At 65.3% G+C, this 13,388-nt stretch carries 11 protein-coding genes; 10 read left to right on the top strand and 1 reads right to left on the bottom strand.

Going from position 1 to position 13,388, the window contains the following annotated elements:
• Nucleotides 1-265: 265 nt before the first annotated feature.
• The 5 genes from LPW26_RS24975 to LPW26_RS24955 all read left to right on the top strand — a co-directional run bounded on the left by LPW26_RS24975 (nucleotide 266) and on the right by LPW26_RS24955 (nucleotide 5,235).
• Entirely contained in the window at nucleotides 266-1,318 is a 1,053-nt protein-coding gene (locus LPW26_RS24975; protein ID WP_238738465.1) for a branched-chain amino acid ABC transporter permease, read from the top strand.
• Nucleotides 1,305-2,039 carry an ABC transporter ATP-binding protein gene (locus LPW26_RS24970; RefSeq protein ID WP_238738464.1) on the top strand — a complete coding sequence of 245 codons (735 nt, stop codon included), beginning with the start codon at nucleotides 1,305-1,307 and terminating at the stop codon, nucleotides 2,037-2,039. The genes LPW26_RS24975 and LPW26_RS24970 overlap by 14 nt, the downstream gene beginning before the upstream one ends.
• A complete protein-coding gene (locus LPW26_RS24965; RefSeq protein WP_238738463.1) occupies nucleotides 2,032-2,733 on the top strand; it encodes an ABC transporter ATP-binding protein in 702 nt (233 codons plus the stop codon). The genes LPW26_RS24970 and LPW26_RS24965 overlap by 8 nt, the downstream gene beginning before the upstream one ends.
• Before the next feature lie 122 nt (nucleotides 2,734-2,855).
• Complete coding sequence (locus LPW26_RS24960; protein ID WP_238738462.1) at nucleotides 2,856-4,043, top strand: iron-containing alcohol dehydrogenase; 1,188 nt, start codon at nucleotides 2,856-2,858, stop codon at nucleotides 4,041-4,043.
• 334 nt (nucleotides 4,044-4,377) lie between these two features.
• Nucleotides 4,378-5,235 carry a class I SAM-dependent methyltransferase gene (locus LPW26_RS24955; RefSeq protein WP_238738461.1) on the top strand — a complete coding sequence of 286 codons (858 nt, stop codon included), beginning with the start codon at nucleotides 4,378-4,380 and terminating at the stop codon, nucleotides 5,233-5,235.
• Between the two features lie 169 nt (nucleotides 5,236-5,404).
• Here the strand turns inward: LPW26_RS24955 and LPW26_RS24950 are convergent, their stop codons facing one another.
• Complete coding sequence (locus tag LPW26_RS24950; RefSeq protein WP_238738460.1) at nucleotides 5,405-6,154, bottom strand: alpha/beta hydrolase; 750 nt, start codon at nucleotides 6,152-6,154, stop codon at nucleotides 5,405-5,407.
• Between the two features lie 445 nt (nucleotides 6,155-6,599).
• On the opposite strand from LPW26_RS24950, the gene LPW26_RS24945 reads away from it, so the two are divergent.
• The 5 genes from LPW26_RS24945 to LPW26_RS24925 all read left to right on the top strand — a co-directional run bounded on the left by LPW26_RS24945 (nucleotide 6,600) and on the right by LPW26_RS24925 (nucleotide 13,261).
• Entirely contained in the window at nucleotides 6,600-7,631 is a 1,032-nt protein-coding gene (locus tag LPW26_RS24945) for a class 1 fructose-bisphosphatase (protein ID WP_238738459.1), read from the top strand.
• Nucleotides 7,632-7,655: 24 nt separating this feature from the next.
• Nucleotides 7,656-8,531: a phosphoribulokinase gene (locus LPW26_RS24940; protein ID WP_238738458.1), complete on the top strand. Its 876-nt coding sequence runs from the start codon at nucleotides 7,656-7,658 to the stop codon at nucleotides 8,529-8,531.
• 34 nt (nucleotides 8,532-8,565) lie between these two features.
• Entirely contained in the window at nucleotides 8,566-10,581 is a 2,016-nt protein-coding gene (gene tkt, locus LPW26_RS24935; protein WP_238738457.1) for a transketolase, read from the top strand.
• 56 nt (nucleotides 10,582-10,637) lie between these two features.
• The gene (gene fba, locus LPW26_RS24930) at nucleotides 10,638-11,723 is read left to right on the top strand and encodes a class II fructose-bisphosphate aldolase (RefSeq protein ID WP_238738456.1); all 1,086 of its coding nucleotides are present in this window, start codon (nucleotides 10,638-10,640) and stop codon (nucleotides 11,721-11,723) included.
• 152 nt (nucleotides 11,724-11,875) lie between these two features.
• On the top strand, nucleotides 11,876-13,261 hold the full coding sequence (locus tag LPW26_RS24925; RefSeq protein ID WP_238738455.1) for a ribulose-bisphosphate carboxylase: 1,386 nt from the start codon (nucleotides 11,876-11,878) through the stop codon (nucleotides 13,259-13,261).
• Nucleotides 13,262-13,388: the final 127 nt, after the last annotated feature.

The raw sequence follows: 13,388 nt of genomic DNA, 5'->3' as shown, positions 1-13,388 counted from the left end.
GTGGTCATCGCTGGCGATCCAGAAATCAAAGTCAGCATCCGTGGAGGGGCCCCCCCCCCCCCCCCCCCCCCCCCCGCCGGGGGGGGGGGGGGGGGCGGGGGGCGGGGGGGGGGGGGGGGGCCGCGTCTCGGCGCAGCCAAGCCTCTGCGACCCGCGGAGGCGCCCCCTCACCCCGACCCTCTCCCCGCAGGCGGGGAGAGGGAGCAGAGGGCACGCATCTTGCTTTTCATCAGGCGCCCCGATTGTTCCTCACACTGGCGGATCGATGACGGAAACTACTTCGACACTTGCGCCGGCCGCCGTGCCGCGAACACGGCGCCTGAAGGTGCTGCCGATCATCGAGCTCACGCTACTGGCGATCGGGCTGCTGCTGCCGCTGGTGCTGCAGGATTATCTGACGGTGTTCGGCACGCGGGTGCTGATCCTGTGCCTGTTCGCGCTGTCGTTCGATCTGGTGTGGGGCTATTCCGGCATCATGAGTTTCGGTCAGGCGGTGTTCTTCGGATCCGCCGGCTACGGCGTCGCTCTGCTGGCGCGCGATCTGGACATCACCTCGATGCTGCTGGTGATCCCTGCCGGTGTGCTGATCGGCTTTGCGATCGCGCTCCTGATCGGCGGCTTCCTGCTGCTCGGCCGCAATCCGTCCAGCGTCATCTTCGTGTCGCTCGGTACCCTGACGGGCTCCTATGCGTTCGATCGGCTGGCGCGCGGCTGGTACTATCTCGGCGGCCAGAACGGCATCCCGTCGATCCCACCGATGCAGATCGCCGGCTATGATCTCACCGAAGGGCCGGTCTTCTATTACTTCGTGCTGGCGATCCTGCTGCTGGTCTATCTCGGCTGCCGCTTCCTGGTACGCTCGCAATTCGGCCTGGCTCTGGCGGGCCTGCGCGAGAACGAGCAGCGCATCGCGTTTTTCGGCTACAAGGTGCAGCACATCAAGGCGATCATCTTCTCGCTCGCGGGCGCGATTGCCGGCCTCGCCGGCAGCCTCTACGCCTTCCACGAAGGCTTCGTCTGGCCCAATATGCTGGGCGTGGTGATGTCGACCCAGGTGGTGCTCTATGTCTTGTTCGGTGGCTCCGGCACGCTGATCGGCGCGGTGATCGGCACCGTGGTGATCGAGCTTGTGTCGTTCTGGCTGTCCAACTCCTATCAGGACATCTGGCCGATCATTCTGGGCTGCCTGATGCTGGCGGTGGTCCTGTTCCGTCCGGCGGGGCTGATCAGCCTGATCCTCACCGAGCGCGAACGCATCGGCGAGTTCGGCCGCCCGCCGGCGGCCGACAACAAGGAGCGCCGCCATGGCCCTGCTTGAGGCGCGCGGCCTGAAGAAGATATTCGGCAAGCTCACCGCGCTCAACGGCGCCGAGCTGATCGTGCAGCCGAACGAATTCCACGGCCTGATCGGGCCGAACGGCTCCGGCAAGAGCACGATGATGAAGTGCATCGCCGGCGCCGAGGTGCCGACCGAGGGCAAGGTGACGTTCGACGGTCAGGACATCACCGCAGCGTCGCCGGCCGAGCGTGCGCGCGCCGGCATGAGCCTCAAATTCCAGATCACCAGCGTGCTGCCGGCGCTGACGCTGTACGACAACGTGCTGCTGGCGCTGCAGGGCCAGACCGCGCTCGGCAGACTGATGTTTTCGCGCACCCGCGGCTTGCTGCACGACAAGGTGATGGCGATGCTGGAGCAATTCCGGCTGGTCGACCGCGCCGGCGAGCCGGCCGCGGCGCTGTCGCACGGCCAGCAGCAATGGCTGGAGATCGCGATGGCGCTGGCGCCCGAGCCCAAGTTGCTGCTGCTCGACGAGCCGACCGGCGGCATGAGCCTCGAGGAGCGCCGCGTCACCGGCGAGCTGCTGGCGCCGATCAAGTCGCGCTGCTCGCTGGTGATCGTCGAGCACGATCTCGATTTCATTCGTGACATCTGCGACCGGCTCACCGTGCTCGATCAGGGCGCGGTGCTCAACAGCGGGACGATCGCTGAAATTCAGACCTGCCCGAAGGTCCAGGAGGTTTATCTGCGCCGTGCCTGAGGATGCATATCTGGACGTTCGCGATCTCGATGCCGGCTACGGCCGCAGTCAGGTGCTGTTCGGCGTGTCGATGCAGGCGCCATGGCGCGGCGGCGTCGCCATTCTGGGCCGCAACGGCGCCGGCAAGACGACGTTGATGAAGGCCATCATGGGCGAACTGCCGGTCAAGCGCGGCCAGGTCTCGCTCGATGCCCGCGACGTCACCAAGCTGCCGACCGAGCAGCGCATCCGCGCCGGCTTCGGCTATGTGCCGCAAGACCATCCGGTGTTCGCGCGGCTGTCGATCCGCGACAATCTCGCGGTCGGGGCGCTGACGAATAAAGACAGCCGCGCGGTCGACCGCGTGCTTGAAATGTTTCCGAAGCTGGGCCAGCGGCTCGATCAGGCCGCCGGCACGTTGTCGGGCGGCGAGCGCAAGATGCTGGCGATCGGCCGCGCGCTGCTGTCGGATCCGCGGGTGCTGCTGCTCGACGAGCCGACCGAGGGCGTGTGGATCGGCGTGATCGAGGAGATCACCGACCGGCTGGTGGCGCTAGCCAAGGACATCGCCGTGATCATCGTCGAGCAGCATCTCGATCTGGCGCTGCGCGTCGCCGACCGCGCCTATGTGCTCGACCGCGGCCGGGTCGCGCTCACCGGCACCGCCGAGGAGGTCCGCAACGACCCGCGCCTGCTGCAATATCTCGCGCCGTAGCGGCGGCCCGGCCGAACCTGCTAACCTCTTCCCGCGTCGCCTGATGGCGGCGCGGCGCGAGCCGTCGCGTCGGTGTCGACCGAGCCGCGCCGTTCGCTGCGCGGACCTGATCCGAGCGTCTGATGATCTCTCCCTTTTCGATCGCCCGTCTGCCCCGCATTCAGTTCGGCGCCGGCGCGATCGCCAGGCTGCCCGACCTCGCCGCGCGCTATGGCCGCCGCGTGCTGCTGGTCACCGGCGCGCGCTCGTTCGACGCCGCGTCTTATGCAGCGGCGCTGCTGGCCAAACTGGCGGAGCGCGGACTGAGCTGCGAGCGCGTGACGGTCAGCGGCGAGCCGTCGCCCGAGCTGGTCGATGCCGCGGTGCGCGACTGGCACGGGGCGAACATCGACGTCGTGATCGGCATCGGCGGCGGCAGCGCACTCGATGCCGCCAAGGCGATCGCGGGGCTGCTGCGGCCCGGCAATTCGGTGATGGACCATCTCGAAGGCGTCGGCCCCGAGCTGCCCTATAAAGGCCCGGCGACGCCGTTCATCGCACTGCCGACGACGGCCGGCACCGGCTCGGAGGCGACCAAGAACGCGGTGCTGTCGCGCCACGGGCCGGACGGCTTCAAGAAATCCTTCCGCGACGAGTCCCTGGTCGCCGAGATCGCGCTGGTCGATCCGGATCTGTTGGCCGGCTGCCCGCCGGCGCTGATCGCCGCCAACGGCATGGACGCGCTGACGCAACTCCTCGAATCCTACGTCTCCACCGGCGCCAACGATTTCACCGACGCGCTGGCGCTGTCTGGTCTGCGCGCCGCGAGCAAAGGGCTGCTGGCGTGGTATCAGGGCGGCGGGGATGCAACGGACGCGATGGCGCAGATGGCCTACGCGTCGCTGCAGTCCGGTATCTGCCTGGCGCAGACGGGATTAGGTTCGGTGCACGGCCTGGCGTCGCCGCTCGGCGCGTACTTCCCGATCGGCCACGGCGTCGTGTGCGGCACGCTGCTCGCGGCCGCGACGCGCGTGAACATCGAAGCGCTGAGCGCGCGCACCCCGCAGTCGGCAGCGCTGGCGAAATACGCCGAGATCGGCCGGCTGCTGTCCGGCCGCGACGGCGCGAGCGCCGAGGAGGATTGCGACAACCTTGTCGCGACGCTGGAAGACTGGACTCAGCGCTTGGCATTGCCGTCACTGTCGTCACTCGGCATCGCCGCGGGCGACGTTGATCGCATCGTCGCGACGAGCCGCGGCTCCAGCATGAAGACCAATCCGATCGTGCTGACCGACGACGAGATCCGCGCCATCGTGACGGCGCGGATGTAAGCACACTTGATGGTGAGGAGGCGCAAAGCGCCGTCTCGAACCGTGGCCACGGGCGCCCCGTGGCGTCATCCTTCGAAGCGCCTGGGCTTCTCACAGCGGCCGGTTGGCGCAACGGGACATCGCGCCCGAACTGTAGCGCTCGTTGCGTTTGCGGCCTACGACCCAGTCCACGAATATTGAGCAGGCGGCTTGAGTCCTTGGCCACGTTGTCATGGAGACGGCGCATGGCCGGGCGAGACGAACAATCTGAAATTTTCCGTTTGATTTTGTATAGGTAGCCCTGGCGGCGGGATTCTTATCGAAGGATCGCAATCGCCCAAATTCGAGGAGACCAATGATTAAGTTCAGATTGCCGAAAGGTTTTGATCCGGCCGCGTATCTCGCACTAAATCCTGACGTCAAACGAGCGGGGTGGAGTCCAAGGCTTCACTACTTACTTCACGGTCATGCAGAAGAGCGTCGTTATCGATATTGTACTGAAGATGAGACCACTTCTTCAAGTCCGGTAGCTCCTCCAGTAGCTCCTCCGGTAGCCTCGCCTGTAGCCTCTCCTGCTTCGCAATCTCCTCCATTGGATTATCCGGCTGTCGAAAGACACCATCTACACGACGCGAAGCTGTACGCGGCGCGGCATGACATGGTCATCGCAATGAACATTCCCCCCGATTCCACGATTGCCGAGCTTGGCGTTGGTCGAGGCGACTTCTCTCAATTCTTGCTCGATCATGTAAGGCCCGCGAAATTTGTCGCGTTTGACCTTTGGAATCTGCACGAACAGCCGGAGCTATGGGGTGACGCCACAAGCGCGCTATTCGAAAATAAGACCCAGCAACAGTTCTTTCTCAGCCGCTTTGCGACCAAAAGCGCTCGCATCATTGTTGAAGATGGACCGAGTTATGAGCGTCTCGAGACATATCCCGATCAAACCTTTGATTTAATCTACATCGACGCCGGCCACGACTACGAAAGCGTCAAAAGAGACGCCGCCGTTTCGATCCGAAAAGCTAAGAACAATGGAGTCCTGGTTTTCAACGACTACATCATGAACGACGCGGGCGGCGCGTATGGCGTGGTGCAGGCTGTCAATGAGTTATTGGAAATAGGCGAATGGAAGGTCGTGGGATTCTCCCTACACAAACAAATGTACTGCGATATTGCCCTGAGAAAAATCTCACAGATGCCTTCTGCTTAAAGCAGTGAGAACATCGCATGCTTTCAACCGTCATGGTCGGGCGAGCCCGGCCATGACGACGGGGTTGTGCAGGACACCATCAAGAAGCAGCCGTGATTTCTCGATCAGGCCTTCGGGATGAGGACTCAGTCGTTGCGGGCAGTCGTGTCCCGTTCGAAACGAACAACAGCTACAGATGACGCTGCACGAAGCTGTGTACTTCGCTGGCGATCAGGTCCTTATCGTGATCGATGGTCGCGACGTGATACGACTTGTTGAGCCACACGAGCTCGACGCGGTCGGAGCCGACATGGCTGGCGATGATCGTGGCGTTGTGCGGCTTCAACACGTGGTCGACGCGTGAGTTGATCACGAGGGTCGGGCAGGTGATCTTCGGCAGCAGAGCGCGGGCGGACGCGGCGAGACCGATCACCTGCTTGAAACAGGTCACCGGCACCTGATCGTAGGCCAGTTCCTTGATCGACGTGTCCATCATGTCGGAGCCGATGCCGGGCACGAACTCCGGCATGCTGCGGGCGAACGCCGCGGCCGCCATGTCGGGCGAGTCGACCTGCACGGCGGCGTTGATCGGGATCACGCCGGCGACCTTGTCAGGGTGCAGCGCGGCCAGATACAGCGACAGCGTCCCGCCCATCGACAGGCCGGTGACGAACACCTTGTCGCATTTGGCCGAGAGCTCGAGCAGGGCGTCCTCGGCGCAATTCGCCCAGTCGCTGGCGGTGGTCTTGGCCATCGCGGCCGGCGAGATGCCGTGGCCGGGCAGGCGCGGGCCGAGCACCGAATAGCCGTGTTCGCCGAGACGCTCGCCGAGATAGCGCATGCTTTGCGGGCTGCCGGTGAAACCATGCAGCACCAGCACGCCGGTCTTGCCGCCATCGAACGCGAACGGCTCCGCGCCGGCCATCACCGCCTCTGTCATGTCGTCTCCCCTCCTGGCTCCGCAAGCGGCATTCGCGCCTCGATCCTCACGGCTGTTGTTTCGTTTCGACTTTCGTATGTCTCAGAGAAGCCGCGGAAGCGTCAAGTCGCCAGGATTGAGAGGTCTTCCAGGTGCCGTCAGGTCAGGCTGGCTGCGGCGAAAGTATAAGGAGCGGTTGTGACGATCTCTGTCTTCGCCTCACCCGCGATTTCTGCGGCAGCAAACTGATCTAAATCACGGTGGCGTTCGACTAACTGTGCAGAATGCGGCACGCTTGACCATCAGAACGGTATTGGCGTGCGGGTGTGTTGCTCAGGGATATAAGAATTCCTGAGGTGGTACCAAGGAAAATCAAGCTTCTCTTATGTCACCCATCGGCTCACAAGCTCCCGGCAGCGGAGCCCGAGGGATGGCGCAAGTTGGGCTGCGAAGTGGGGGATCAAGCATGGATCAGGGCCAGACGCTTTCTCGTCTTTTAGAGTCCTACGGGACAGACCCGCGAAAGCGCGCGGTGGCCGCGGCGGTGGGCGCCATCGCCGAGGCGTCGATCGTGATCTCGGAGCTCATCGGTCAGGGAGCGCTGGCCGGGATCACCGGCGCGGCGCACGGTGCCAGCAACGCCGACGGCGACGTGCAGAAGGACCTCGACGTCAAGGCCGAACAGACGATCGTGGCGGCCCTCAAGGACGTGCCCTACGCGGCGCTGGCCTCCGAAGAGTCGGACACGCTGCTGATGGGCGATCCGCAGGCGCCGATCTCGATCGCCTACGACCCGCTCGACGGTTCGTCGAACATCGACACCAATATGACGGTCGGGACGATCTTCTCGATCATCCCGAACGAGCCCGGCGTGGCGCCGTTCAGCGCGCCAGGGAGCTGTCAGCTTGCCGCCGGCTTCGTGGTGTACGGCCCGCAGACCTCGCTGGTGATCACCCTCGGCGACGGCGTCGACATCTATACGCTCGACCGCACGGCAAAAGAATATCGGCTGATCCGCGAGCGCGTGACGGTGCCGGCCGACACTGCCGAATACGCGATCAACGCCTCGAACCATCGCCACTGGGAGCAGCCGGTGCGTGATTTCGTCGATGAATGCCTCGCAGGGACCGACGGTCCGCGCGCCAAGAACTTCAACATGCGCTGGATCGGCTCGCTGGTGGCCGAAGCCTATCGCATCCTCACCCGCGGCGGCGTGTTCCTGTATCCGGCCGATCAGCGTCCCGGCTACGGCGATGGCCGGCTGCGGCTGCTGTACGAAACCCATCCGATGGCGTTCGTGATGGAGCAGGCCGGCGGCGGCGCCTCGACCGGGCGCGAGCGCGTGCTCGATCTCTCCGCCAAGTCGACGCATCAGCGCTCGCCGCTGATCATGGGCTCGATCGACAAGGTCCAGCGCATCGTCGAGCTGCATCTCGATCCGAGCGCAGCCTCTCGCACCGCGCCGCTGTTCGGCCGCCGCGGCCTGTTTCGCGTCTGATCACAGTCCCTCTGGAAGTCCCCCATGTCCCGTAAGCATCCGATCATTTCCATCACCGGCTCCTCCGGCGCCGGCACCACGTCCGTCAAGCGCACCTTCGAGCAGATCTTCCGGCGCGAGAACGTCAATGCGGCCTATATCGAGGGCGATGCGTTTCACCGCTATAACCGTGTCGACATGCGCACCAAGATGGCCGAGGAGGCCGAGCGCGGCAATCGTCACTTCAGTCATTTCAGCCCCGAGACCAACCTGTTCGAAGAGCTCGAGCAGACCTTCCGCGATTACTCGGAGAGCGGCACCGGCAAGACCCGCACCTATGTCCATGACGACAAGGAAGCCGCGGTCCACGGCGTCGCGCCGGGCAATTTCACCGAGTGGCACTCGCTGCCCGAGACCTCTGACCTGCTGTTCTACGAAGGCTTGCACGGCGCCGTGATGACCGACAAGGTCAACGTCGCCCAATATGCCGACCTCAAGATCGGCGTGGTGCCGGTGATCAATCTGGAGTGGATTCAGAAGCTGCATCGCGATCGCGCCGATCGCGGCTATTCCACCGAGGCGGTCACCGACACCATCCTGCGCCGGATGCCGGACTACGTGCACTACATCGTGCCGCAATTCGCCGAGACCGACATCAACTTCCAGCGCGTGCCGACGGTCGATACGTCGAACCCGTTCATCGCCCGCTGGATCCCGACCGCCGACGAATCGATGGTGGTGATCCGCTTCAAGGACCCGCGCGGCATCGACTTCGCCTATCTGCTGTCGATGATCCAGGGCAGCTTCATGTCCCGCGCCAATTCGATCGTGATCCACGGCGCCAAGCTCGATCTGGCGATGCAGCTGATCCTGACGCCGCTGATCATGCAACTGATCGACCGCAAGCGCGGCGTAAAATAACGATGCGTTCTCACTTCATTTCCGGGAGGCCGGCTTGAATATCCCCGCACGCGAACTTCACGACCAGGTCAGTCATCGCGACATGGCCAACGCGATCCGTTTCCTCGCCATCGATGCGGTGGAGAAGGCCAAGTCCGGCCATCCCGGCATGCCGATGGGCATGGCCGACGTCGCCACCGTGCTGTTCACCCGCTTCCTGAAATTCGATCCCGCCGATCCGGCGTGGCCCGACCGCGACCGCTTCGTGCTGTCGGCCGGCCACGGCTCGATGCTGCTCTACGCGCTGCTGCATCTGACCGGCTATGCGGACGTCACGATCGACCAGATCAAGGTGTTCCGGCAGTGGGGTTCGAAGACTCCCGGCCATCCGGAATACGGCCACACGCAAGGCGTCGAGACCACCACCGGCCCGCTCGGCCAGGGCCTCGCGACATCGGTCGGCATGGCGCTCGCCGAGCGCATGCTCAACGCGCGCTACGGCGACGCGCTGGTCGACCACACCACCTACGTCATCGCCGGTGACGGCTGTCTGATGGAAGGCGTCAGCCACGAGGCGATCTCGCTGGCCGGTCACCTCAAGCTGAACAAGCTGATCGTGCTGTGGGACGACAACCACATCTCGATCGACGGCAACACCTCGCTGTCCTGCTCGGACGATCAGCTCGCGCGCTTCGCTGCGTCGGGCTGGGCGACCACCCGCGTCGACGGTCATGATCCGGACGCGGTGGCGGCGGCGATCGAAGCCGCCAAGGCGAGCGACCGGCCGTCGCTGATCGCCTGCCGCACCAAGATCGGCTTCGGCTCGCCCAAGGTCGAGGGCACCGAAAAGGCGCACGGCGCGCCGCTCGGCGCCGAGGAAATCGAGAAGACCCGCGCGGCGCTCGGCTGGCCGCATCCGGCATTCGAAGTGCCGGACGCCATCGCGGCGCGCTGGCGCGAGGCCGGCAGCCGCGGCAAGGCGGCGCATCAGGCCTGGACGCAGCGGCTCGGCGCCCTCGACGCAGCGACCCGCGCCGGCTTCGAGAACACGCTCGCCGGCAAGCTGTCGGCCGACTACGAGCCCGCGCTGAAGACGCTGATCGCCGGCTTCGCCGCCGAGCAGCCGTCGATCGCCACCCGTCAGGCGTCGCAGCTCGCCATCAATGCGCTGGTGCCGGCGTCGCCGAACCTGCTCGGCGGCTCGGCCGACCTGACGCATTCCAACCTGACGCAGGCCAAGGGATCCGCCTCGGTGAAGCCGGGCGCGTTCGGCGGCAGCTATCTGCACTACGGCATCCGCGAGTTCGGCATGGCGGCGGCGATGAACGGCATCGCGCTGCATGGCGGCTTCATCCCGTTCGGTGGCACCTTCCTGGTGTTCGCCGACTACAGCCGGCCGGCCATCCGCCTCGCGGCGCTGATGGGCGTGCGCGTCATTCACGTGATGACCCACGATTCGATCGGCCTCGGCGAAGACGGCCCGACCCATCAGCCGGTCGAGCACGTCGCCTCGCTGCGGGCAATCCCGAATCTGCTGGTGTTCCGTCCGGCCGATGCGATCGAAACCGCGCAGGCCTGGGACGCGGCGCTGAAGCAGGCGCACCGGCCCTCGGTGCTGGCGCTGTCGCGTCAGGCGCTGCCGATGCTGCCGCGGCCGAACGGCGTCACCGATAATCCGGTCTCGCGTGGCGCTTATTTGGTCATCGATCCCGGTGCGAGGGATGTCACACTGATCGCCACCGGCTCGGAAGTGTCGCTTGCGCTCGAAGCGGCGAACAAGCTCGAAGGCGACGGCATCAAGGCCGCCGTCGTGTCGGCGCCCTGCTTCGACCTGCTCGCCGAGCAGGACGATGCGTATCGGGCCAGCGTGCTCGGCACCGCGCCGCGGGTCGGCGTCGAGGCGGCGCTCGACACCGATTGGCGCCGCTGGATCGGCGATGGCGGCGCCTTCGTCGGCATGACCGGCTTCGGCGCCTCGGCGCCCGCGCCGGTGCTGTACCAGAAGTTCGGCATCACCACCGACGCGGTGGTGGACGCCGCCAAGGGCGCGATCGCCCGCAGCAAACACTGAAGCCCGATCTCGAACATCACGACCCTAGGTCGCACAGCATTATTTGAGGAGACATCATGGCGCGTATCACCCTGAGGCAGTTGCTGGATCACGCCGCCGAGCACAGCTACGGCGTGCCCGCATTCAACATCAACAACATGGAGCAGGGGCTGGCGATCATGGAGGCGGCGGCGGCGGTCGACGCGCCGGTGATCATCCAGGCCTCGCGCGGCGCGCGCTCCTACGCCAACGACATCATGCTGGCGAAGATGATCGATGCGCTGGCCGAGATGTATCCGGACATCCCGCTGTGCATGCATCAGGACCACGGCAACGACGAGGCCACCTGCGCCACCGCGATCCGCTACGGCTTCACCTCGGTGATGATGGACGGCTCGCTCAAGGCCGACGCCAAGACCGCCGCGGACTATCAGTACAATGTCGACATCACTCGCCGCGTCACCGACATGGCGCACTGGGTCGGCGCCTCGGTGGAAGGTGAGCTCGGCGTGCTCGGCTCGCTCGAGCACGGCGGCGGCGAGCAGGAAGACGGCCACGGCGTCGAGGGCAAGGTCAGCCGCGAGCAGTTGCTGACCGATCCGGACCAGGCGGTCGATTTCGTGCGCGCCACCAAGGTCGATGCGCTGGCGATCGCGATGGGCACCTCGCACGGCGCCTACAAGTTCTCGCGCAAGCCCGACGGCGACGTGCTGGCCATGAAGGTGGTCGAGGAAATTCACCGCCGGCTGCCGAACACGCATCTGGTGATGCACGGCTCGTCGTCGGTGCCGCAGGATCTGCAGGACGTCTTCAACGAGTTCGGCGGCGCGATGCCGCAGACGTTTGGTGTTCCGGTCGAGGAGATCGTGCGCGGCATCAAGCACGGCGTCCGCAAGGTCAACATCGACACCGACTGCCGTCTGGCGATGACCGGCGTGTTCCGCAAGGTCGCGACCCAGAACAAGGCCGAGTTCGATCCGCGCAAGTTCCTCAAGCCCGCGATGGACGCGATGCGCGACGTCTGCCGGCTGCGCTTCGAGCAGTTCGGCACCGCCGGCCACGCCAGCAAGATCAAGGTCGTTCCGATGTCCGAAATGGCCAAGCGCTACAAGGCCGGCTCGCTCGATCCGCAGATCGGTCAGGTTGCCCGCGCTGCCGAGTAGCGCGGCGCAGTTCAGCAACGCGGACTAACCGCGGCTCAAAATCACGGGGAGAATTCGCGCGCGGGGAGAGGGGTCTCCGCGCGGCCGCGTGTTCGCGCGGCGAATTTTTCGGATGCATCACGCCGGCAATGGCCGGCACTCAGGAGTTCGTCATGGACCAGTCCAACCGCTATGCCAACCTCGCCCTCAAGGAAAGCGATCTGATCGCGGGCGGACGGCACGTGCTGTGCGCCTACATCATGAAGCCGAAGGACGGCTTCGGCAATTTCCTGCAGACCGCCGCGCACTTCGCCGCGGAGTCCTCGACCGGCACCAACGTTGAAGTCTCCACCACCGACGACTTCACCCGTGGCGTCGACGCGCTGGTGTACGAGATCGACGAAGCCAAACAGCTGATGAAGATCGCCTATCCGATCGAATTGTTCGATCGCAACGTGATCGACGGCCGCGCCATGATCGCCTCGTTCCTGACGCTGACGATCGGCAACAATCAGGGCATGGGCGACGTCGAATACGCCAAGATGCACGACTTCTACGTGCCGCCGGCTTATCTGAAGCTGTTCGACGGCCCCGCCACCACGATCAAGGATCTGTGGCGCGTGCTCGGCCGACCCGTGGTCGATGGCGGCTTCATCGTCGGCACCATCATCAAGCCGAAGCTCGGCCTGCGGCCGCAGCCGTTCGCCAATGCCTGCTACGATTTTTGGCTCGGCGGTGACTTCATCAAGAACGACGAGCCGCAGGGCAACCAGGTGTTCGCGCCGTTCAAGGACACCGTGCGGGCAGTGGCCGACGCGATGCGCCGCGCGCAGGACAAGACCGGCGAGGCCAAGCTGTTCTCGTTCAACATCACCGCCGACGATCACTACGAGATGGTGGCGCGCGGCGAATACGTCCTCGAGACCTTCGCCGAGAACGCCGACCACATCGCCTTCCTGGTCGATGGCTACGTCGCCGGCCCGGCCGCGGTGACGACGGCGCGGCGCCGGTTTCCGAAGCAATATCTACACTATCATCGCGCCGGTCACGGCGCTGTGACTTCGCCGCAGTCCAAGCGCGGCTACACGGCGTTCGTGCTGTCCAAGATGGCGCGGCTGCAGGGCGCTTCCGGCATCCACACCGGCACGATGGGCTTCGGCAAGATGGAAGGCGAAGCGGCCGACCGCGCGATGGCCTATATGATCACCGAGGATTCCGCCGACGGTCCGTACTTCCATCAGGAGTGGCTTGGTCTCAATCCGACCACGCCGATCATCTCGGGCGGCATGAACGCGCTGCGGATGCCGGGCTTCTTCGACAACCTCGGCCACTCCAACCTGATCATGACGGCCGGCGGCGGCGCCTTCGGGCATCTCGACGGCGGTGCGGCCGGTGCCAAGTCGCTGCGCCAGGCGGAGCAGTGCTGGAAGGCCGGCGCCGACCCGGTCGAATTCGCCAAGGATCACCCCGAGTTCGCGCGCGCCTTCGAGAGCTTCCCGCAGGACGCCGACAAGCTGTATCCGAACTGGCGCAACAAGCTGAAACTCGCGGCGGCCTGAGCCGCCTCGGTTCTCCCGATTCATCGGCCCGCGCGCCCCCCCCCCCCCCCCCCCCCCCGGCGGGGGGGGGGGGGGGGGGGGCCGGGCGACGCTGGCACTGCGATCGCCTTCAACACGACGTAAGTAA

Source organism: Rhodopseudomonas infernalis, from assembly GCF_022271405.1.
Taxonomy (GTDB): Bacteria; Pseudomonadota; Alphaproteobacteria; order Rhizobiales; family Xanthobacteraceae; genus Rhodopseudomonas; species Rhodopseudomonas infernalis.
The sequence above is the reverse complement of the archived record's forward strand: the minus strand, read 5'-3'. Positions and strand labels throughout refer to the sequence as shown.